This is a genomic window from Salinimicrobium catena (assembly GCF_900102915.1).
Lineage (GTDB): Bacteria > Bacteroidota > Bacteroidia > Flavobacteriales > Flavobacteriaceae > Salinimicrobium > Salinimicrobium catena.
This window is the reverse complement of sequence record NZ_FNGG01000002.1, coordinates 171,383-192,210: the sequence shown is the minus strand read 5'-3', so window position 1 is coordinate 192,210 and position 20,828 is coordinate 171,383. Positions and strand designations below refer to the sequence as shown.

Below are 20,828 nucleotides of genomic sequence, written 5' to 3'. Positions count from 1 at the left end.
CTTTAGATTATTGTTGCCTGTGGGCGTGCAGGATGGGCGGCTCCCCGTTGAAAGGGTTGTGCATCCTGCCCACACTGGTGCCGCCCAGGGTAGCCGCCCTTATCACGCTGTGATCCCCAAACCGGTTCCTTATCTTATCCATGGAATGGTACAGGTTGAGCATTGATTCTGAATCATCGAACAGGTTGATCTGGTAATTACCGCCTACCAGTCCGCTGAATTTCACCCCTATAAGCCTTATGAGGAGTCGGCGGTCATACAGCTGCCTGAAGAGTTCCTCTATCTTGGGGATCAAAATATGATCTGCACTGGTGTAGGCGATCTTTGCCTGTTTGGTATAGGTCTGAAAATCTGAATAACGGATCTTCACACTCACCGTAGCGGTCAACTTATTGCCGCGCCGCAACTGGTAGGCAAGGTTCTCTGTCATGGCCACCAAGGTAGCCTGCAGCTGCACCATGTTGGTGGTATCTTTATGAAAAGTGCGCTCGGCAGAAAGGCTTTTTCGCTCATGAAAAGGGATTATGGGGGAATCATCTATACCATTGGCCCGCTTCCAGATGGTCCTGCCGTTCTTGCCCAGCACCCCTTCCAGCATCTCCACCGGCATCTGCTGGATGGTGCCAATATCGCTCACCCCCAGGTTAATGAGGGTCTGGAAGGTCTTGCTCCCTATCAGAGGGATCTTGCGCACCGAAAGGGGTGCCAAAAAGGACTTTTCAGCCCCTTCTTCAATAAACTTCTGGTTATTGGGTTTGGCCTCTCCCGTAGCGATCTTGGACACCACCTTGTTCTGGGAAAGCCCGAAGGAAATAGGCAGCCCGCTTTCCCTGATGATCGCCTGCCGCAACTCGGTAGCAAACTTATAGGTCCCGAAGAATTTATCCATCCCGCTCAGGTCAGCATAAAACTCATCTATGCTGGCCTTTTCAAAGGAAGGAACGCGGCTTTTTATGATCTCCGAAACCTGGTGGGAATATTTGGTGTAAGTGGAAGAATCTCCTTTGATCACCACCGCCTGCGGACAAAGCTGCCGGGCGATCTTCATAGCCATTCCCGAATGCACCCCGAACTTTCGGGTTTCATAGCTGCATGCGGCCACCACTCCCCTGTCCCCCAGTCCGCCTACAATAAGAGGCCTGTGCTGTAATTCAGAATTCAGCAACCGTTCTACAGACACAAAAAACGTATCCAGATCTAGATGTATGATAGCCCTTTTCTCTTTCATTTTTGGAATAATTCCATTTTTATGGATTATTTCCAAAATTAGAAAAAAGAAAGATTCCGAAGAATAAAACGGGGTTAAAACTTTTTGAAAACAAAAAAAGATAATTAGGAGCCCTTAAAACGTTTCATTACCGCAGAAGTAGACGCATTTTCTACTACCCCATAAACATCTCTTAATTAATCAAATAATGATTAAAAACATTTTTTGGCTTCCATCATTGTATTAGTTTTGTGACCTATAGAAAAACAATTTCGGGAGTATCCCCTAAACCCCTGCAATTATGAAGATCCTTTTAGCCGAAGATGATCTCCTTACGAGAAAATCCCTCACTTATTTCCTGGAATCCAAAAAGTATGAAGTAATCCATGCTTCTGATGGAGAAATCGCATTAGATCTTTTAAGATCCCAAAGTTTTGATTTGATCATAACAGACCTGAACATGCCTAAAATAGGAGGGCTACAGCTCATTGATATCATCCGGACAGAATTATCATTAGAGACTCCTGTAATCGTATTAACTGCCTCTGGCGTGGAACAGACTGAACTGGACGCCTTTGCTATAGGCGCAAGTGAGTTCATTTCCAAGCCTTTTAGTCCCTCTGTGTTGAATATGCGAATTCAACGACTAGTCCCACAGGAATGAAAAACATACTCGTCCTAATCCTGGTATTCCTGTTCTGCCAGGTCCCACAACATTCCTTTGCTCAGACGCCAACCTCAGATTTTGAACAGGCAAAGAAAAGCGCCTATGCTCAAGATTACAGATCGGCCATTACAGCCATGAAGGGTTTAATTGAAGAGCATCCTCATAATATTGAATACCAAATATTTTTAGCCAGAGTATACAGCTGGAACCAATCATTTGAAGAAGCAATAGATATACTTGAACCGCTTGTCAAAAAAAAGGTCCGTGAGGCCCTGGAGGTAATGATCCAGATCCAGTCATGGTCCCGGCAATACGAAGAGGTAATAAAATACGCTAAACTGGCTGATTCTCTATATCCAGATTCATCATTCAAAATTCAGCAAAGCAAAGCACTTCTATCCCTTGAGGAGAACAAGAAGGCAAAAGCACTTATAGATGAAATACTGGATGAAGAGCCTAATAATAAGGAAACCAGAAAACTTTTAAGCGAAATCCTGAAAAGAAAGGAACGAAAGCTGCTAATTTCTTACCTAAACACCTCCTTTAGTAATCCAGGTTTTCGTCCATGGCATCTTGCTTCGCTGGGATACAAAACAAATTTGGGTACTATTCCTGTATTACCTCGTATCCAATACGGACAAATCTCGGGGCGAGAAGGCTTTCTTATAGAATTAGATGCCTACCCTAAGATCTATAGTAAGGGATATCTGTATTTAAATGCAGGTGTTTCTTTAGAAGGATCGGCATTTCCAGATTTACGCGGCGCAGTGGAATATTACCAAACACTCAACCCCTATTTTTCTGTTTCTCTGGGTGTAAAGTATATGCAGTTCCCAGGCAATGAGGCCTTGCTCTACACCGGTCAAATTGCTTACACCTTCAATAATGCTACCCGCATAAGCTACCGGTCATATTTGGCAGATATAGATGATTCTTCCAGTTTAAGCCACAGCCTTTCCATCAGGTTCCCTGAATCAATAAATGAAAATTTTGTACAACTGGATCTGCAGTATGGCAATCTACCCTATGAATACTATGCAACAGGTATTCAAACGAATTTAAAGAGTGCCCGAGCAGGTGTACAATATCAGTTTAGGCTAACCCAACAGATTCTGCTGCAGCCCATATTCATATATGAATATGAGGAATATTTTCCGGAGCAATATCGTCATAGATTCAACAGTCAAATTTTAGCTACCTATCGCTTTTAATGAACCTGGAACGATTAAAATATATTTGGGATTATCCTGAAGGGATCCAGTTACTACTGATAGTGCTAATCTTACTGCTCCTCTTTAGTACAGTTCTTTTCATTACCCTTATAGTTGTTAGCAGAATACGCAAAAAACAAAAAAACAGCAGGCAAAGAAGATATGCGAACCATATAGAGGAAACATTATTTGCCATTGCTTTTGACAACAGAACCCTGAAAGACCTGAAGAAAGAAAAGAATTTTATTAGGCGCTGGAACAAGAAAAAGTACAAGCAACAATTTCTACGAGAGTTAATAAAACTACATAGACTGTACGGCGGTGAGATCGCAATAAAACTGCAACATTTCTACCAGTCCTCCGGATTAATGCAACTGTCATACGAAAAGATCAGGAGCAATAAATGGTATTTGAAGTGCGATGGCATTCAGGAATTAAGTGAATTGGAGATCAAAAAATCTGCACCCGTTATTCGAAAGTACACCACATCAGAAAACGACACCTTAAAAATGGTGGCGATCATCGAGTTCCTCCATCTCGTTGGATTAGAGGGATTATCATTATTAAAAGATTACGACCAACCTCTCAATGACTGGATCCAATTGAACCTTCTAGAATCGATCAAGGAAAAGCAGATCGAACAGGTTCCCGACTTTGGATACCTCCTAACAGTGCAGAATACCAGTGTAGTCACCTTTGGTTTACGTCTAATTTCATTATTCCATCAAAATCAGCATATACCTCAAATTCGAAGTCTGGAGAATCATTCTTCCAGACACATTCGGCTACAGGCACAACGGAGCCTCCGCGACCTGGTTTATCAGCACTAAGAAGGAGACCCTACCAGAAACGAAAAATCGTTAAAATGCATATTTTATCTATGAAATGTTTATATTGTGGTAATTTTGTGTGATAATTAGCACTCCAAAGGGAGTTGATAACCATAATAATATGCCCCTAGCCATTTTATTTGCTGTTCCAGAGCATCTCAGCGACTATAATGCCTTTATGCTGCTTTTTGCTTTTTCCATCATGGCATCTTACCTCTTTCTTAGTATGGTTTCGATCTTCTCTATGAGAAATTACTTGCGGAAAAATGGCTTTGTAAATTATCAGGTGATTCTTAACTCTGATTTGGCACCTCATCTTTCTTTGATTGCACCAGCTTATAACGAGGAGCTTACAATAGAAGAAAACGTACAATCGATTCTTTCCTTAAATTATAATAACTACGAAGTCGTCGTTGTAAATGACGGCAGCAAAGACCGCACGCTTGATATCTTGATCAAAACCTATGACCTGGTACCGACAGATTTGGATTTTAAAGGAGAGCTTCCTACTAAATCTGTCCGGAGAGTATATAAATCTAAAAGTCAGGCCTTTAAAAGACTCACAGTGATAGATAAGGTAAATGGAGGAAAAGCAGATGCTCTTAATGTAGGTATTAATTACTCCAAAAATCCCTATGTAGTCTGCATTGATGTGGATTGCATTTTGGAAAAAGACGCTTTATTGAAACTTGCCAAGCCTTATCTTGAATTATCAGAAAAAAGAGTTATTGCTACCGGAGGGGTACTAAGGATCGCCAATTCCTGTGTGGCAGACGGGGGGCGTCTTATAGAAGTTAATGCACCTAAAAAAATGCTGCCTCGAATTCAGGTACTCGAGTACCTCAGAGCCTTTTTACTAGGACGAATGGCCTGGAGCAAACTGGATGGCCTTCTATTGATTAGCGGAGCTTTTGGAATGTTCGACAAAGAAATTGCCATAAAAGCCGGAGGCTACGATCCAAAAACAGTAGGAGAAGATATGGAACTGGTGGTGCGCATGAGGCGCTACATGATCGAGCAAGAACTGCCTTACAGCGTTTTCTACATCCCAGATCCAATTTGCTGGACCGAAGCCCCAGAGAGTCTGGCCATCTTTAATAAGCAGCGTAGTCGCTGGACCCGTGGCACAATAGAAACCTTGTGGAGACACCGCAAAATGTTTTTCAACCCACAATACAAGGTTCTAGGAATTCTTAGCATTCCTTATTGGACATTTTTTGAATTTCTTGCGCCCCTTTTAGAAGTAATTGGGATACTTGTGACATTGTATCTGGTGATCATTGGTCTAATCAACTGGCCATTTTTTGTTATTCTGGCTATACTGGTCTATACTTTTTCAGTAGCTCTTTCCTGTCTTGCCCTTCTCACCGAAGAGTATACCTACAGTCAATATTCCCTTAAAGACTTCAAAAAACTCATTATCGGCGCCCTTCTCGAACCTTTTATTTTCCACCCTGTGACAGTCTATGCAGCCATTAAAGGAAATTTGGAGAAACTTCGAGGTAGAAATGCATGGGGAGAAATGAAAAGAAGTGGTTTCCGTACAAAATCTGTATTACCAGCAGATCAAACCTGAGGCAAAAAAAAGCAGACCCTAAAGGGTCTGCTAATAGAAGGATATTAATCACCTTATTTGCGTAAAGACTTTGCCTCTTCGGCAGTAATTCTTTTCCCGTTATAGTAATGCACCACAAAAGCGTCCTTGAATCCGTTTCTATGCATTTCCCTTTGCAATCTTGCTGCTTCATGAGGCAGACGTGTTCTTCCCCAGGTGTATTTGGTAAGCCCTTCATGTTCATAAGAGTAAACATTTCCCAGGTTTTTCAATTGGGAATCTCCTTCCTGAAGCGGATCTTTTGAAGCAAGGATCTGGATCTTATACACCAATCCTTTTTCCCATCGTGAAGAACTCACTACATCAGAAACTTCAGAAATAGCGTCCAGTGCTTCCCCTCCTGTGGCAGAAGCCTGTGCAGTAGCATTGAAAGAAAATGCAAATAATAAAATAGTGCTTAAAAGAGTAATGTTTTTCAAAACTGGTAGAATTAAATTGTTAAAAACTGTTAATAAAAACGAAAGTATAAAAATTCTCCTACACATATCAGTAATCACCTGAATTCTCGATAAAAAGCGTCCAGAGAGGCATGAAGGTCTGTTCTATTTCTTCTGAACAATTCTTTGTATTTTTCCCACAGAAGAATTCCCATATGTTACAAATAATCCGTCCAACCCTCCTGCTCCACCGCCCCACCTGTGAAGCCAACATTAGGAAAATGGTCAACAAAGCCGAAGAGCAGAAAGTACAACTTATCCCACATTTTAAGACCCATCAATCTGCTACTGTTGGTGATTGGTTTAAAGCAGCAGGCGTCAAAGCCATCACCGTCACTTCGGTTAAAATGGCAAACTATTTCAGCAAAAACGGCTGGAAAGATATCACTATCGCTTTTCCTGTGAATATCCTGGACGCCGAGCAGATAGATGAACTCGCTGCCCGTGTTGACCTCAAGATCTTTATTAACAGTAAAGAGGCCGCGAATTCCCTGAAGGAGCAATTAAAGCATCCTGTAAAATTTTACATTGAAATAGATGTGGGCGACCATCGGTCTGGGGTAGATCCAGATGATCCTGACATTATTTCTGAAATCCTCCGGCTCAGCAGGAACTCAAATTTACATTTTGAAGGATTTTACACCCATGCGGGGCATACTTACAATGCAGCCTCTCCGGAAGAGGTTGAGCAGATCGCGGGGGCGTTTCTGAAAAAATTCCGAAGCTTAAAAGCAGAGTTTAGCGAGGAATATCCAAACCTGAAAATCGCCATGGGCGACACTCCCTCCTGCAGCATTCTGAAGGAGCTGGAAGGCATAGACAGCATACATCCCGGCAATTTCGTCTATTATGACCTGGTACAGTATGGTATAGGTTCTAATAACCTTGAGGAGATCGCCATTTGTCTTGCCGTTCCTGTGGTGGCAGTACACCCGGAACGGCAGGAGGTAATAGTGCACAGCGGCTGGGTGCATCAGGGTAAGGATTCTATCGCAGATGCAAATGGAAATACTCACTACGGGTTTGTGGTGAAATTAACGGCAGATAAATGGTCAGCTCCAATTGGAAAGGTGATCAAGCTCTCCCAGGAACATGGAGTGCTTCATCTTCCGAAGGAAAGGATCGAAAATATACAGGTTGGTGATGTACTGGGCATTCTTCCTGTTCATGCCTGTGCCACAGCTCATATGATGGGGAAGCTGTTTACCACTGAAGGAGAAAAGATTCAGATGATGCCTCGGAATCCTGAAATTTCAGGTTCTTGAGCCGGAAACAAGAAAATCTGTATCTTGTTTGCAAATTTGGTGCTTATTTTATGAAATTCAACTCCGACCTCCTGTGGTCCTTTTATTTGATCGCGGCAGCTGTTCTTTTCTTCTCTTTCGGAAATTTTATTGGCAGTTCTCAAACCGAAAAAGAACTCTCCTGCCAGCTAAAAAGAAGTGAGGAAAAGATTCAGATCCTGAATCGCGAAAATCAGCAATTATCTGAGCAACTTACCTCAAGAGGGATCTACAGTTATCCGCAGGCCGGAATAATTTCTGCCGAAGAGGAGGACCAGGTCACTCTCCTGCTCATGCTCAATGGGCAGAAGGCATTAAAAGACCTGGTGGTAAAGAGAAGTATGCTTCCCGGTTACTCTCTCCTGAAAGGTTCTGAAGCAAAAGAAACCATGCTCTCCCAAAAAATCACCTACCTTGGAAGCTTAAAGCCTCATACCCCCGCAGCGTTTGAAATGCCTCTCAAGCAAAAGGAGGCTGCAATTGAATTCATTTTTAAATCGGGAAAAAAACAATGGAAACAGATCCTGAGAGTGAGACAAAATGATAAAGGTGAAATCTTTAGCTTTTGGGTAATCACGAACGGGAACGACCTGGTGATCGATAAGCACGTAGATAAAGGCTTTCCTATGGAAAAAGACGGAAGTATTCTTCTTTGGGAAGACAGAAAAGTCAGGTATTCAGAAATTGAGATGAATTCTGTTTTTCGATTCTAACAGCAATGAGCATCTCTTCTGGAATGAATGTGAACTGTGCTGATTTTTATCAGAAGGAAAGATGTCATTAACTCAGCATTTAATTGTAGTTTTATTTTATGATCAAAGCAGTAATCATTGACGATGAAATCAACGCCCAGAATTTACTGGAGAAGACTCTTGACAGGTTCTTTCCTAATAAGTTCAACATTGTCGAAAAATGTAATTCGGTTGACACGGGTGTAGTTGCAATTAAAAACCATGAACCTGATCTGCTATTTTTGGACATACAAATGCCTGAAAAAAATGGTTTTGAACTTTTTAAATATTTCGATACTGTCAATTTTGAAGTCATTTTCACGACTGCCTACAACCAGTTTGCCATTAAGGCAATTAAACGCAGTGCCCTTGATTACCTCCTCAAACCAATTAATCACGTGGATCTCGCTGAAGCAGTAAAAAAGTTTGAGAACAGGAATAAAGAGAGCTTCGCACAAAAGAAATTATCACTGCTACTGGAAAACCTGAATGTCAACGACCAAAACGTTAGTAAAATAGCTTTTCCGACGGTGGAAGGTTTTGAACTTATACATTCTAACCAGATCCTGTACTGTAAAGCTGAAAGCAATTATTGCTGTATTAAAAAGATCGACGGCCATGTCAAGACGGCCACGAAAACATTGAAATATGTGGAAGAAATTCTTCCGGCCCACGCTTTTAAACGAATACACAAAAGCTTTGTCATCAATTTGAATTACGTGGTGAGGTACAACAAAGCTGATAAAGAAGTTGAATTAACCAATGGAGAGAAAATCCCGGTTTCTTTTCGAAAAGAAGAAGAGTTCATCAATGCCATTCTACAAAGTCAGTAAGCTTTCCTTCTTCTTTATCTTTTGGTTTAATTTAGCGTTCACTCAAAATTATCCCAGCAAAAATTATACTGCAGCCAACCAGTTGCCCAATAATGCCGTAAGGTCATTGCTGGTCGACAGTAAGCATGTTCTATGGATTGGTACTGAGAATGGGGTGGTCAAAAAGGAAAATGAAGGGTTCAAATATTTTTTTGAAGAGGATGGTTTAGCTCTTAACAGTTGCTGGGCTATTGCAGAAGACGAAAATAAAAAACTGTGGTTTGGCAGTTACGGCGAAGGCGTGAGCATTTATGACGGATTTCGCTTTAAGGTTATTTCAGCAAAAGACGGGTTGGTTCACAATGAGATCACCAAACTTTTTCCCGACGAAGACAGGATGTTCGTAGGAACCAGCGACGGTGTTTCCGTAATTGACGTAAATAGCTTTAAGGTTATTTCTTCAAAAACTTCATCCAACGAGCAACTTTTGCGAGTCCAGAACTTCTTCAAGTACAAGGATCAGGTCTATGTTGCCACTTATAATAATTCCGGGATCTTCAAAGTCAGCGTTGAGAATAATCAGCTAAACCTTATCAAGTTAAGAGATTTTCAACACCTCTACTCCGTTTTTGTGGATCAGGACAGTATATACAGCAGCCACAAAGGTTTTTTCAGAAAATATTCACTGGCTGATTTTGTGAATAAAAAAGATTCTGTCTCTGCGGAAAAGATTGGCTATTCCATTATCTGGGATTATGTAAAAAGCAATGATGATAAGATCTTTGCGGCCGCCTGGGGAATCTATGACACCAATGGCGGAATATATGAAGTGGAAAATGATCAATTAATTTCAAGGGCTACTGAATTTGATATCCTGAGCAAAGAAGTGGTTTCTTTGGCTTATGATGCCCACTTCGAAAAGTTATACGTAGGCACCAAAGATGCCGGTATGTTTGAGGTTGCTTTGAACCCTCAAATAAAATTTCACGAGATCGAAAGTCAGAACGTTCTGGGGTTCGCCAATACAGAAAACAGTTTCGCGGTATTGTTGAGCAATTCCATTTTTCTAAAAAAGGCTGAAAGCGAACACAGCATTAAACTGTCCCAACTAAAAGCATGGCAGAAAAACTACCTCAAGAACACCAAATTGCCGTTGCCAAAACATAAAGATGATTTTTATGAATTGGATTATAGCACAAAGGCAGAAGACATCAATTTTTACGACATTAAAGAATCCCAAAACATCTATTGGGTGAACACCAATATCGGCCTTTTTGCCATAAAGGAAACCGGCGAGTTGCATCGTTATTTACCCTTACATTCCGAAGAGATCAATTTTACACCTAAAGGGAAACTCATAGAGACAAATCCTTATGGCGGGGTTAGAGTTTACAGTGATCTCGATACTTTTGACTATACGCATTTTGACCAGAAAGCGCCACACACCCCCACCATGGTGGTAGGCAGTTGCCGACAGGAGAATAAAACCTATTTCCTGTCTATTTTTTCCGGCCTGTATGTATGGGAGGATAATAATTTTGAGTCCTATTTCAAAAATGACATCTGGAAAGAAAAGAAATTAAAACATATTACGCCTCTTGGCGAAAACCTGGCTATTTCAAATGAATTCGGAGATATTTTTATCGTGAATGATAAAACGACATTTAAGGTCCTTAGGAAAATACCCCGGGCTAAGATTCAGGGAAATTCCATTGCTTTTTTGAGGGAATACAAAGGGAACCTGATAATTGGAACAGAAAAAGGGCTAACCCTGTACAAGAACGGCCGATTCATTTTTTTAGACAAGGAACAAGGCCTGGTACAACCTTTACTCAGCGCAAAAGTGGTTAAAAACACATTGTACCTGGGAAGCTTAAACGGCTTCTACCTGGTGGACCTGAACGCGATCACAGATACGGAGGCATTGGTTGATCAGGTAAAGATCAAAGAGATCTCTATTAATAACAATGCAGTTCCCGTTGAGCCTTTTTTAAAAGAAGATAAAATTGATCTGGCATATAATGAAAATACCATCTTACTTAGATTTTCTACAAATGCTCACGCATATCCTCGCAAGCTTAAGTACCAGTACCGCCTAAATCCAGGTGACAAATGGAGTCCCGCATCATCAAAACCGGAAATATTCCTGCCTTTTTTACCAACAGATGATTATAACGTAGAGGTAAAAGTGTTTGACGAAAGCACGGGTTTAAGTTATACCCAACTATTATTAAAATTGGTAATACTCCCGCCATTTTGGAAAACCTGGTGGTTTTCTTTACTGATATTGAGCTTCTTTCTAGTAGTAGTCTATGGCATATACAGATTTCAAATAAACCAAACCCGGCAATTTGAAAAGCAAAAAAGTTTGATCCAAAAGCGTTTTGAAGAAACTAAAATGGAAGCGCTGCTGGCGCAAATGAATCCTCATTTTATATTCAACGCCATGAATTCCATCCAGTATTATATAATGGACAAGGATATTGAGAACGCCACCATATTCTTAGGGGATTTCGCGAAATTGATCAGGCTGAACCTGGATCACTGTAACAAACCGACCATTTTGTTGAGCGAAGAAATAGATTACCTGCAATCCTATATTCGGGTGGAAAATACCCGCTTCAATAATGCCATAAAGGTGATTACTGAAGTAGATCCAAGGATCGATTCTTACGAAACAGAAATCCCGACGATGCTGCTTCAGACCTTTGTCGAAAATGTGTTTGTTCATGCATTTCCGAAGAGTATTCCCAACCCTACTTTAAAAGTTTCTTTCAAGCTACTTTCAGAAAACGATTTGCAGTGCAAGATCGAAGACAACGGAATCGGGATCAACAATGATCCAACTAATAAATTGCACGAATCCAAAGGAGTGAACCTGGTTAAAGAGCGCCTGACTTTGCTGGGATATGATATTGATGAAACTTTAAAAATAATTTCGGCTAAAGATCAAGGCACTTCCGTAATTCTAACCCTGAAAGTTTAACGATTACTTCCAAAATCCATACGTTTACTAAACGACCCTTCTTTGCTTTAACATATCTTTTAATTTTACAAAAAAATTAGAGCAAGCAACGGTTGTCTCTGACATAGAATTTATTTTTTGTATAGTGTTATATGTAGGGGTATAATACTCATCAGGAATAAAAAACTGTTCTTGCTTTAATTTTTAAAGAACAAAACCACTGGCACATGATGTTGGTGGTTTTTTTATACTCCAGTTAGAGCTTCGCAAAAATGGAAAGGCAATGGGAAGTTATGTTCTACGGTCCTCCAGGTGATAACCTAAAGCCAAGAGAGAATTGTGTCATTCTACAGTTTTTGAAAAACAAAAAACCCGCAAATTTCATTGCGGGTTTTTTTCAGCGGAGAAAGAGGGATTCGAACCCCCGGAGGTGTGACCCTCAACAGTTTTCAAGACTGCCGCATTCGACCACTCTGCCATTTCTCCTTAGCGGATGCAAATATAAAAAGCTTTTTCGAATTCTAAAGAAGAAAAATTGGCTTTTTTCAGGCTTATTTTTCTTTCCTCTGAAAATGAGTAGGTTCCTATCTTTCCCTGTTTGAAAAAAAATAGAATTTGGCTCCTGTTTATTTCCAAATATTCATTAAAACCCTGTTAAATACTGGTTAAATGTATTTTTTACAATTTCTTTCCCGCAAAAAGCCATTATATTGAAGTCGACTAAAGCATTAGCCTATAGCAGGCACATGAGTGAGAAGTGTATCCCCCTACTTACCCTTCTCACTCTTTTTTTTACCATGGCGGCAGCTTCCTCACCGGGTCAATGGTAAAGTCATGGATCTTCCAGTGCAGGCTTCTCAATTCTTCATAGCCTCTGGCGATATCATCAAGATCTATCTTCCCTTTAGGCACTACAGCTACCTGTCCGAAGTAGACCTGTCCCGATTCCCTGAAACGTACCTTTGCCCCGGCCACCCATGGCCAGGAACGGGCAGTTTCTTCTACCTTAAGGATGATCTCATCTTCATCTGTCGTATTTAGGCGTTGCGGATACCGGTCCATGAGGTCAAATGATGCCGTTTTTACATGTTTTAGACCGTCTCTAAGAACAGAGATAGATATGAACAAAGCCGCTACGGCATCTGCCCACCAAATTCCGGCGCCCACTCCCAAAATTCCGAGAATAGCTGCCAGGGCTGTCATATAATCGGCTTTTTGAGCGCTGGCATCTGTAAAAAGCAGTTTATTGTGAAGGTCTTCGGAAAGAGGGATCTTTTTCATACCTAATATCATGGCCGGAATGGCGCTGTACAAAAGGGCGAGGATCATCACCCAACCCATCCATACCTCGTACCCAAAGAACATTTTAGAGCCTATAGTAGGATGGTCGGCCTTGATAAGGGCCATGGAGGAATCATAGACCAAAAAGATCCCCATTCCAAGAAGTGCAACCGCCCCTGTCAAAAATGAAATGGAAAAGACGCGGTGATAACCATAGGGAAATCTCTTGTTAGGAGCTTTACTGTTGATCTTACTGGAGATCAAAAATGCTATTGACGGTACCAGGCTCAAAACATCTTCCAGCCAGGCAGTTTTCATCGCCTGAGACGAGCCCAGGGAAAAATACATGATAATAACAACAGAAATGAGATAAACAAGAGTGATCCACTCCAGTTTCTTAGCCCGCTTCAGGGCTTTTTTAAGATCTGGCGGTAGTTCAAAGTCATGAATTACTTTCATGGCTGCTGTTTCTTTTGCTGAAAAATAAAATCCTCCAGGTGTTTCAAAAGCCTGTTTTCGCCTTTCGGTATCAGGTAGACATGTTCTTTATCGTATGGAACGGTCATGCCCGCTTTCTTTTTCCAGATGGTCTTTTTCGTGATGCCCCCTATCACTACATGGATCTCAAACTCTTCCAGTTGTTTTACAAGTTTGCTTTCAGACCCCTCTTTAAAGCTGATCTTAAGCCCCTCTTTTGTTGCGAACTTCCGAAGCATTTCCACCTCACTGCCAGAAAATGTACTGTCTTCCACCATGGTGAACGGTGGGTTTTCCACCACTCCCACTAAAAGTTCATTCCTGCGTGCTTCTTCAAAGGAGTTTTCAGGATCCTTGGGAAAAACGCAGGAAGTAAGGCACACCAGCAGGATGATCTTCCACTTGGTCATATTACCAAATTAGAAAATTTACCCCAGCTACAGCAGCTGTTGTACGTTAAACCTTTCAAAAAGCTTTTTTAGAAAACCAGACCTTAGCAATCTTCTTTCAGGAAGCACCTAATGACATCGGTGGTGGTGACAATCCCCACCAGCCTGTCATCGGCTACTACAGGAAGGGCGTGAAATTCATGGGAGAGAAAAATATTTCCCACCTGCTCAATCGTAGTATCAGGATCAACAGAAACCACCTTTTTTGTCATTACCTGTTCAATGCTGAACATGTCATATACGGTGGTCTCGATCCCTTCTCCATCCTCGTCTACCGCATCGGCAAAGGAGATCCGAAGTAGATCGGTGTAGCTCAACATTCCCACTATATGACCATTTTCCACCACAGGCAGATGTCTTATGTGGTTGCGCTTGAAAAGGGATTCTGCCGTAGACAATTCATCTGAAAGTTTCAGTTTGACTATGTTCCTGGTCATGATGGCCGAAACTGGTGCATTCTTTTTCATATCTCACAATTTTTCGGACGTTAATCGTTTGGCTGTCTAAAAGATACAACATAAAAGGTTACAAAAACAGTTCGGCGTGGCCGAATTCCTTCAGAAAAAAGTTAAAATCAGGGCCTTTTCTACGAACTTTTGTTTTGGGATTTTACCCGAAAAAACCATTATCTTGTGAGCTTCAATTAAAACATTATAAAATGAAGAAAATACTGGTTTTTACCATGGCGGCGAGTTTGGTGGCCTGTAAAGCCCCTAAACCAAAGAGTATTGAAGAAGCGAATCCCGTGGAATATGCAAATACCATCACTCCCGAGGAGTTGAAGGAGCATCTTTTCACTTTCGCCAGTGATGAATTTGAAGGAAGAGAAACCGGCGAACCCGGGCAGAAAAAAGCGGCAGAATATCTTAAATCCGAATATAAGAAACTCAACATTCCTTCTCCCCTGGGTGAGGATGATTATTTCCAGGAGGTTCCTTCCAGCGTTTTTACCCGTGGAAATATTAAGGACACAGAAAATGTTCTGGCTTACATAAAAGGTACCGCTTTGCCTGAAGAGATCCTGGTGATCTCGTCTCATTACGACCATGTGGGGATAGATGATGAAGGCAATATTTACAATGGTGCCGATGATGATGGTTCGGGTACAGTAGCCATCCTGGAGATAGCCGAAGCCTTTAAAAAAGCAAAAGAAGACGGATTTGGGCCAAAGCGTTCCATTCTTTTCCTGAATGTTACCGGGGAGGAAAAAGGCCTTGTAGGCTCAAAGTATTATACAGATAATCCTGTTTTTCCACTGGAGCAGACCGTTACGAATTTAAATATTGATATGATCGGCCGTGTGGGTGAAGGAAAAGAAGACGCCGGAGATTATGTGTACTTGATCGGAAGCGATAAGCTGAGTACAGAGTTGCATGAACTTAGTGAAGCGGTGAACCAGAAGTACCTTAACCTGGAGCTGGATTACACTTATAATGATGAGAACGATCCGAACAGGTTCTATTATAGAAGTGACCACTACAATTTCGCCAAAAATGACATTCCCATTATCTTCTATTTTAACGGGGTTCATGAGGATTACCACAAGCCGACAGACACGCCGGATAAGATCGAGTATGACTTACTGGCAAAAAGGGCGAAACTGGTGTTCCTTACCGCATGGGAGGTTGCTAACAGAGATCAGCGTCCTGTGGTTGACAAGCCCACAATGGCTGACACAGTCGCCGAATAAGAATTTTATTTCATCCCATATTCAAACCTCATGGAATTCAAATTCTGTGAGGTTTTTTATTTTTAAACGATCCGGATCATAGTTTGAGCTGAAAGGTAGGCGCAGCCGAAGGTCGAAGGCTACTGTAAAGAGAAATTCCCTACCTAACCACCTCGACCATTCCTCCTTTCAGTCGGAAGCTCGGTGTGACAATAAAGGAAAAGCTTGATTTTATTTTAAGAACAGTCGCAACGAATTGTCAGCCTGAGCTCGGCAGTCCAACCGAAAGGAGGAATGGTCGAAGGCCTTTTATAAGTAGAGTTTTCTCTCGAACACCTCAACCATTCCTCCCTTAGTCAGAAGTTCGGGGTGCCACTTAACAAATGCAGAAACAAAAAAAGCTCCTCGTTTTCACAAGGAGCTTTTTGGGTGGAAGATGGGGTTCGAACCCACGACCTCTGGAACCACAATCCAGCGCTCTAACCAGCTGAGCTACGACCACCATTTTAATCGGATGCAAATGTAATACATTTCCCTCCTTATACAAAAGAAAAAACTTTGTTTTTTTACTTCAGGTCAAATAATGAATCTACCGCCACGTAACGGCTCACGTTGAATCCTTCCCCATATTCGGTACCTACCAAACGGCCTAAGTCTTTGGCCCTGTAGGTAATGCTCTCCAAAAAATTACTGCTTGAGATAGGAGTCTCGGGTTCCTGACTATTCTCATCAAAGATTTGAGAAGCATAGGCTTTTACCGAGGCAACTTTTTTATCCATAAAGCCGGTCACATCAACCACCACATCTGGAGAAAGATTTTTCCATTGAATGTAGTGAAATACATTCTTTGGACGCCAGGCTTCCTGCGCATTTCCGTTATAAATGGTCTTGATCTTTCGAAGTCCGCTTAAAAAACAAGCATCGGCTACCAGCTTTGCCCCTTTTCCATGGTCAATATGTCTATCATCTATGGCATTGCACAAAACGAGCTCGGGTTTGTATTTCCTGATCACCTTGATGATCTCCAGCTGGTGAGCCACATTGTTCACAAAAAACCCATCGCTGAATTCCAGGTTTTCCCTTATTGAAACTCCCAAAATATCTGCAGCGGCCTTCGCTTCCTTATCTCTTATCTCGGCTGTTCCCCTGGTACCCAGTTCACCCCGGGTAAGATCCAGTATCCCGACCTTTCTTCCTTTTTCGATCTCTTTAGCGATCGTGGCCGAGCAGCCAAGTTCTACATCATCGGGATGTGCCCCTATTGCCAGTATATCTAATTTCATGAATTATCTTGTCTTTTTAGTTGCAGGCCAAATTTACAATTTTAGATCCGCACATCTACCATATCCTTCCGGGTCTCTTCCAGAGCCTCTTCAATATCTGCTATAAGGTCTTCAGGTTCTTCGATCCCCACTGAAAATCGCAGCAAACCGTCCTTTATCCCCTGCTCTTCCCGCTCTTCGGGTGAAAGCAAGGCATGAGAAGTCTTGGCCGGAGACAAGATTGTAGATTCCACTCCGGCCAAACTCATAGAAGGTTTGATAAGTTTCAGGTACTTCATAAAAATTGCCGAGTCCAGCCCCTTGAGTTCGAAAGATAACATCCCGCCGAAGCCTTTCATCTGGCTTTTAGCCAGTTCATGATCTGGGTGTGATTTGAGACCGGGATAATAAACCTTTTCGACAAGCTCGTGCTGCTCTAAAAATTCTGCCATCCTTCCGGCATTCTCGTTCTGCGCCTTCACGCGAAGCCCCATTGTCTTGATACTTCTTTCCAATAACCACACGGTATAATCGCTTAGACTTCCGCCAAAATTCTTTGCCAACTGAAAAATGGTATCGATCTTTTCTTCTGAAGAAACCACCGCGCCGGCCAAAATATCGCTGTGCCCGCCCATATACTTAGTGGCTGAATGGATCACCACATCAATGCCCATGTCTATAGGGTTCTGGTTGACGGGCGAAGCAAAAGTATTGTCTATCATGCTCACCAGGCCGTGTTTTTTAGCGAGGCCGGCAATGGCTTTAATATCGGTGATGCTGAGCAACGGATTGGACGGCGTCTCGATATAGATCCCTTTAGTATTTTTCCTGATCTCCTTTTCAAAGGCTTCCGCAGAAAGGTCCCTGGCAAAAGTAAAATCAATCCCGAACTTCTTGAATTCCTCGGTCACCAGATTGCTGGTGCCTCCATACAGGGTTTTCTGCAGCACCACATGATCTCCCTTGTGCAAAAAGGCCAATAAGGAAGAACTCACTGCCGCCATTCCGCTGCCAAAGATAAGCGCCGCTTCTCCATGTTCCAGAGCAGCGATCTTCTGAGCGAGCGCCTGTTGGTTTGGAGTGTTGAAATACCGCGGGTAGCGTTTTACCTCCACATCTTCAAAAGCGTAGGAGGTCGACATGTATAAGGGTGAGACTGCGCCTTTGAACTGCTTGTCTTCCAGCTCGCCGGCATGCGCGCAAAGGGTATTGATGCCCTGAGATCTTTTGGCCATGGTTAACGAATTTGATTTTTCACTAAGTTACTAAGAATATTATTAAGCAAAAGCTGCTCATATCAACGCATTTCTCTGCAGAAGCGTTTTATTTCCTACCCGGTTTTTTATCTTTACCGTATGAAATTACTTTTTAAGAACATCAAGCAGCTGCTCCAGATAAGAGACAACGCAACTATAAGCCTGAAGGGCAGCGAAATGAAAGAACTTCCTAAACTCGATGATGCCTGGCTCCTGGTGGAGGACGGCAAGATCGTCGACTTCGGAAAAATGGAGGAAATCCCCGCTTTTGAAGAGGTGGAAACAGTAGATGCCTCCGGAAAGATCCTGCTACCCGGCTGGATCGATTCCCATACTCACCTGGTCTACGCCGGAAACAGGGAACAGGAATTCGTTGACCGCATCAACGGCCTCACCTATGAAGAGATCGCCAACAAAGGAGGCGGTATTTTGAACTCGGCCAAAAAACTTCAGGAAACTTCAGAAGAAGAATTGTACGTCCAGTCTGCCCGAAGACTGGAAGAGGTGATGAAAATGGGAACCACTGCCATCGAGATCAAATCGGGTTACGGCCTCACTACAGATGCCGAATTGAAGATGCTGCGGGTGATAAAAAGATTAAAAGAAAATTATCCCATAGCCATCAAGGCAACTTTCCTGGGAGCCCATGCCGTTCCCAAAGAATATAAAGAAAACAAGGATGCTTATCTCGATCTGCTGGTTGACGAAATGATGCCAAAGATCGCCGAAGAGCAACTGGCCGAATACGTGGATATTTTTTGCGAAAAAGGCTATTTTACGGTAGAAGACACCCATAAGATCCTTGCCGCCGGCAAGAAACATAACCTTATTCCCAAGATCCACGTGAACCAGTTCAACTCGATTGGCGGCATACAGGTTGGGGTAGAATATGATGCTCTTTCTGTAGACCACCTGGAGGTAATGAACCCTGAAGATATCGAAGCTTTAAAAGGCAGCAGGACCATGCCGGTGGCGCTTCCCTCCTGCTCGCTTTTCCTTGGCATCCCGTACACCCCGGCACGTGACATCATTGACGCAGGACTGCCCCTTGCCCTGGCTACAGATTATAACCCGGGCAGCACGCCCAGCGGGAACATGAACCTGGTGGTGTCTCTGGCCTGCATGAAGATGAAGATGAACCCCGAAGAAGCGATCAATGCCGCCACGGTCAACGCGGCTTACGCCATGGGCCTTAGCGAAACTCACGGCAGCGTAACTAAAGGGAAACAGGCCAATTTCATCCTCACCGAAAAGATCCCGTCTTACGGATTCTTGCCCTACTCCTTTGGTGCAAACCATATAGACTCGGTTTATATCAACGGAAAAAAGATCTAAATGGGCGCGGTAAAGATCTATTCTGAAAAGCAGCTTTCCCGCTACCTTTCCCTAAGGAACGGGGAAACCAGGCTGGGTGAAAAAGTGCAGGTATTAAAGGCTTCGGAAAAGTTATCTGAAAATGATGCTCAATTCGTCATTTTTGGGGTTCCCGAAGATATAGGCGTGCGGGCCAATCATGGCAAACCGGGAACTTCTAATGCCTGGGAAGCCTTTTTAAAGGCTTTTCTAAACATTCAGCACAACCGTTTTTTTGACTCCGGAAAAGTTCTTGTTCTGGGAGAGATAGAATCTTCGGAAGAAATGCGGAAGGCCTCTCAGATCGACCCTTCAGATCCTAACTATCATGCGAAGCTGGGAGATATTACCGAAAAAGTGGATGAAAAGGTGAGCGAGGTGGTAAAAAAGATCATTTCCGCAGACAAGATCCCCGTGATCATTGGCGGCGGACATAACAATGCCTACGGAAATTTGAAGGGTGCCGCAGAAGCTTTTCAGAAAAAGGTCAACGTGCTGAACATCGATGCCCATACCGACCTGCGAACCACAGATCATCGTCACAGTGGTAATGGCTTCAGCTATGCCCGAAAGAACGGTTTTTTGAACCGGTATTCGATCTTCGGACTACACCAAAATTATACTCCGGATTACATTTTTGAAGAAATGGATTCTTCCGAAGGCATTCACTACAGCCTTTTTGAGAACCTTCAAAAAGCAGATCTTTCCTTTCATTTTCAGGAGGACCTGGATTTTGTAAAAGTCGAAAAATTCGGCCTGGAACTGGATTGTGACGCCATTGCCGGTTTCCCCAGCAGCGCGGTTTCTCCTACCGGTTTCTCTCTGAATGAGACCAGGGAATTTGTGCGCAATGCTGCACGGGAAAAGAATTGTTGTTATCTTCACGTATGCGAGGCCATTGCAACCGATGATTATCCAACCGGCAAGGCCCTCAGCTTTTTAGTGACTGACTTTTTAAAGGCAAAACAATAAATGGAACTAACGATCTTAGAGTGGATAGACTATATAGCCCTGGGTATTGAAGTAGTGGGAATTCTCACTATGATCCTGGGAGCTATCCTGGCCCTATGGCGCTATTTCAACAACCTGCATGAAGAAGGTAGTTCTTACAGAACCTTTAGACATGACCTGGGAAAGGCCATCCTGCTTGGATTGGAATTCCTGGTAGCGGGAGATATTATCGCCACTGTAACTTTAGATCCTACCATGAATCAGGTGCTGGTACTGGCAGTGATAGTGGTGATAAGAACGTTTCTTAGCTTATCTTTGCAGGTAGAACTGGAGGGCAAATGGCCCTGGCAGAAAAAAGAGATCGGATCCTAA

General features: G+C 42.6%; 19 protein-coding genes and 2 tRNA genes. 12 read left to right on the top strand and 9 right to left on the bottom strand.

What is annotated here, in order from left to right:
• Positions 1–7 precede the first annotated feature (7 nt).
• Positions 8–1,228, bottom strand: coding sequence for a DNA polymerase IV (gene dinB / locus BLS64_RS05510; protein ID WP_093112515.1), 1,221 nt, complete (start codon positions 1,226–1,228; stop codon positions 8–10).
• A gap of 280 nt (positions 1,229–1,508) precedes the next feature.
• Here dinB and BLS64_RS05505 point away from each other — a divergent pair, with 280 nt between their 5' ends.
• The 4 genes from BLS64_RS05505 to BLS64_RS05490 all read left to right on the top strand — a co-directional run bounded on the left by BLS64_RS05505 (position 1,509) and on the right by BLS64_RS05490 (position 5,491).
• On the top strand, positions 1,509–1,871 hold the full coding sequence (locus BLS64_RS05505) for a response regulator transcription factor (protein WP_093112514.1): 363 nt from the start codon (positions 1,509–1,511) through the stop codon (positions 1,869–1,871).
• The gene (locus BLS64_RS05500) at positions 1,868–3,085 is read left to right on the top strand and encodes a YaiO family outer membrane beta-barrel protein (RefSeq protein ID WP_093112513.1); all 1,218 of its coding nucleotides are present in this window, start codon (positions 1,868–1,870) and stop codon (positions 3,083–3,085) included. The genes BLS64_RS05505 and BLS64_RS05500 overlap by 4 nt, the downstream gene beginning before the upstream one ends.
• On the top strand, positions 3,085–3,915 hold the full coding sequence (locus BLS64_RS05495; protein ID WP_093112512.1) for a hypothetical protein: 831 nt from the start codon (positions 3,085–3,087) through the stop codon (positions 3,913–3,915). The genes BLS64_RS05500 and BLS64_RS05495 overlap by 1 nt, the downstream gene beginning before the upstream one ends.
• A gap of 121 nt (positions 3,916–4,036) precedes the next feature.
• Positions 4,037–5,491: a glycosyltransferase family 2 protein gene (locus tag BLS64_RS05490; protein WP_245693378.1), complete on the top strand. Its 1,455-nt coding sequence runs from the start codon at positions 4,037–4,039 to the stop codon at positions 5,489–5,491.
• Between the two features lie 53 nt (positions 5,492–5,544).
• On the opposite strand, the gene BLS64_RS05485 is transcribed toward BLS64_RS05490, so the two are convergent.
• Positions 5,545–5,949 carry a hypothetical protein gene (locus BLS64_RS05485; protein WP_093112511.1) on the bottom strand — a complete coding sequence of 135 codons (405 nt, stop codon included), beginning with the start codon at positions 5,947–5,949 and terminating at the stop codon, positions 5,545–5,547.
• Positions 5,950–6,122: 173 nt separating this feature from the next.
• Between BLS64_RS05485 and BLS64_RS05480 the strand changes: the two genes are divergently transcribed.
• From BLS64_RS05480 to BLS64_RS05465, 4 genes are all read left to right on the top strand, one after another.
• Positions 6,123–7,232 carry an alanine racemase gene (locus BLS64_RS05480; protein WP_176763433.1) on the top strand — a complete coding sequence of 370 codons (1,110 nt, stop codon included), beginning with the start codon at positions 6,123–6,125 and terminating at the stop codon, positions 7,230–7,232.
• Positions 7,233–7,282: 50 nt separating this feature from the next.
• The gene (locus BLS64_RS05475) at positions 7,283–7,963 is read left to right on the top strand and encodes a hypothetical protein (protein WP_143019277.1); all 681 of its coding nucleotides are present in this window, start codon (positions 7,283–7,285) and stop codon (positions 7,961–7,963) included.
• A 98-nt stretch (positions 7,964–8,061) separates the two neighbouring features.
• Positions 8,062–8,814: a LytR/AlgR family response regulator transcription factor gene (locus BLS64_RS05470; RefSeq protein ID WP_093112508.1), complete on the top strand. Its 753-nt coding sequence runs from the start codon at positions 8,062–8,064 to the stop codon at positions 8,812–8,814.
• Positions 8,792–11,779: a sensor histidine kinase gene (locus BLS64_RS05465; RefSeq protein WP_093112507.1), complete on the top strand. Its 2,988-nt coding sequence runs from the start codon at positions 8,792–8,794 to the stop codon at positions 11,777–11,779. The genes BLS64_RS05470 and BLS64_RS05465 overlap by 23 nt, the downstream gene beginning before the upstream one ends.
• A 380-nt stretch (positions 11,780–12,159) precedes the next feature.
• Here the strand turns inward: BLS64_RS05465 and BLS64_RS05460 are convergent.
• The 4 genes from BLS64_RS05460 to BLS64_RS05445 form a co-directional block, all read right to left on the bottom strand.
• Positions 12,160–12,244, bottom strand: a tRNA-Ser gene (locus BLS64_RS05460).
• A 306-nt stretch (positions 12,245–12,550) separates the two neighbouring features.
• A complete protein-coding gene (locus tag BLS64_RS05455; protein ID WP_093112506.1) occupies positions 12,551–13,498 on the bottom strand; it encodes a cation diffusion facilitator family transporter in 948 nt (315 codons plus the stop codon).
• Positions 13,495–13,926, bottom strand: coding sequence for a transporter substrate-binding domain-containing protein (locus BLS64_RS05450; RefSeq protein WP_093112505.1), 432 nt, complete (start codon positions 13,924–13,926; stop codon positions 13,495–13,497). The genes BLS64_RS05455 and BLS64_RS05450 overlap by 4 nt, the downstream gene beginning before the upstream one ends.
• A gap of 83 nt (positions 13,927–14,009) precedes the next feature.
• Positions 14,010–14,432: a CBS domain-containing protein gene (locus BLS64_RS05445; RefSeq protein WP_093112504.1), complete on the bottom strand. Its 423-nt coding sequence runs from the start codon at positions 14,430–14,432 to the stop codon at positions 14,010–14,012.
• Between the two features lie 191 nt (positions 14,433–14,623).
• Here BLS64_RS05445 and BLS64_RS05440 point away from each other — a divergent pair, with 191 nt between their 5' ends.
• Positions 14,624–15,655, top strand: a complete 1,032-nt coding sequence (locus BLS64_RS05440; protein WP_093112503.1) for a M28 family metallopeptidase — start codon at positions 14,624–14,626, stop codon at positions 15,653–15,655.
• A gap of 406 nt (positions 15,656–16,061) precedes the next feature.
• Here BLS64_RS05440 and BLS64_RS05435 read toward each other — a convergent pair.
• The 3 genes from BLS64_RS05435 to BLS64_RS05425 form a co-directional block, all read right to left on the bottom strand.
• Positions 16,062–16,137 (bottom strand) — tRNA-His (locus BLS64_RS05435).
• Positions 16,138–16,200: 63 nt separating this feature from the next.
• Positions 16,201–16,917, bottom strand: coding sequence for a bacillithiol biosynthesis deacetylase BshB1 (gene bshB1 / locus BLS64_RS05430; RefSeq protein ID WP_093112502.1), 717 nt, complete (start codon positions 16,915–16,917; stop codon positions 16,201–16,203).
• A 41-nt stretch (positions 16,918–16,958) separates the two neighbouring features.
• Positions 16,959–18,131 (bottom strand): trans-sulfuration enzyme family protein, encoded by a 1,173-nt coding sequence (locus BLS64_RS05425; protein ID WP_093112501.1) that lies wholly within the window; start codon positions 18,129–18,131, stop codon positions 16,959–16,961.
• Positions 18,132–18,251: 120 nt separating this feature from the next.
• Here BLS64_RS05425 and hutI point away from each other — a divergent pair, with 120 nt between their 5' ends.
• The 3 genes from hutI to BLS64_RS05410 are packed head-to-tail and all read left to right on the top strand — an operon-like array spanning position 18,252 to position 20,828.
• Entirely contained in the window at positions 18,252–19,487 is a 1,236-nt protein-coding gene (hutI, locus tag BLS64_RS05420) for an imidazolonepropionase (protein ID WP_093112500.1), read from the top strand.
• Complete coding sequence (locus BLS64_RS05415; protein ID WP_093112499.1) at positions 19,488–20,477, top strand: formimidoylglutamase; 990 nt, start codon at positions 19,488–19,490, stop codon at positions 20,475–20,477.
• Complete coding sequence (locus BLS64_RS05410) at positions 20,478–20,828, top strand: DUF1622 domain-containing protein (RefSeq protein WP_093112498.1); 351 nt, start codon at positions 20,478–20,480, stop codon at positions 20,826–20,828. It begins immediately after the preceding gene.

What these genes read in the sequence shown, in the direction of transcription:
- BLS64_RS05410 (WP_093112498.1), top strand. Translation starts at nt 20,478, where the DNA reads ATGGAACTAACGATCTTAGAGTGGATAGACTATATAGCCCTGGGTATT.
- BLS64_RS05495 (WP_093112512.1), top strand. Translation starts at nt 3,085, where the DNA reads ATGAACCTGGAACGATTAAAATATATTTGGGATTATCCTGAAGGGATC.
- BLS64_RS05500 (WP_093112513.1), top strand. Translation starts at nt 1,868, where the DNA reads ATGAAAAACATACTCGTCCTAATCCTGGTATTCCTGTTCTGCCAGGTC.
- BLS64_RS05455 (WP_093112506.1), bottom strand. Translation starts at nt 13,498, where the DNA reads ATGAAAGTAATTCATGACTTTGAACTACCGCCAGATCTTAAAAAAGCC.
- BLS64_RS05440 (WP_093112503.1), top strand. Translation starts at nt 14,624, where the DNA reads ATGAAGAAAATACTGGTTTTTACCATGGCGGCGAGTTTGGTGGCCTGT.
- BLS64_RS05445 (WP_093112504.1), bottom strand. Translation starts at nt 14,432, where the DNA reads ATGAAAAAGAATGCACCAGTTTCGGCCATCATGACCAGGAACATAGTC.
- BLS64_RS05505 (WP_093112514.1), top strand. Translation starts at nt 1,509, where the DNA reads ATGAAGATCCTTTTAGCCGAAGATGATCTCCTTACGAGAAAATCCCTC.
- BLS64_RS05415 (WP_093112499.1), top strand. Translation starts at nt 19,488, where the DNA reads ATGGGCGCGGTAAAGATCTATTCTGAAAAGCAGCTTTCCCGCTACCTT.
- bshB1 (WP_093112502.1), bottom strand. Translation starts at nt 16,917, where the DNA reads ATGAAATTAGATATACTGGCAATAGGGGCACATCCCGATGATGTAGAA.
- hutI (WP_093112500.1), top strand. Translation starts at nt 18,252, where the DNA reads ATGAAATTACTTTTTAAGAACATCAAGCAGCTGCTCCAGATAAGAGAC.
- BLS64_RS05480 (WP_176763433.1), top strand. Translation starts at nt 6,123, where the DNA reads ATGTTACAAATAATCCGTCCAACCCTCCTGCTCCACCGCCCCACCTGT.
- BLS64_RS05465 (WP_093112507.1), top strand. Translation starts at nt 8,792, where the DNA reads ATGCCATTCTACAAAGTCAGTAAGCTTTCCTTCTTCTTTATCTTTTGG.
- BLS64_RS05425 (WP_093112501.1), bottom strand. Translation starts at nt 18,131, where the DNA reads ATGGCCAAAAGATCTCAGGGCATCAATACCCTTTGCGCGCATGCCGGC.
- dinB (WP_093112515.1), bottom strand. Translation starts at nt 1,228, where the DNA reads ATGAAAGAGAAAAGGGCTATCATACATCTAGATCTGGATACGTTTTTT.
- BLS64_RS05470 (WP_093112508.1), top strand. Translation starts at nt 8,062, where the DNA reads ATGATCAAAGCAGTAATCATTGACGATGAAATCAACGCCCAGAATTTA.
- BLS64_RS05475 (WP_143019277.1), top strand. Translation starts at nt 7,283, where the DNA reads ATGAAATTCAACTCCGACCTCCTGTGGTCCTTTTATTTGATCGCGGCA.
- BLS64_RS05450 (WP_093112505.1), bottom strand. Translation starts at nt 13,926, where the DNA reads ATGACCAAGTGGAAGATCATCCTGCTGGTGTGCCTTACTTCCTGCGTT.
- BLS64_RS05490 (WP_245693378.1), top strand. Translation starts at nt 4,037, where the DNA reads ATGCCCCTAGCCATTTTATTTGCTGTTCCAGAGCATCTCAGCGACTAT.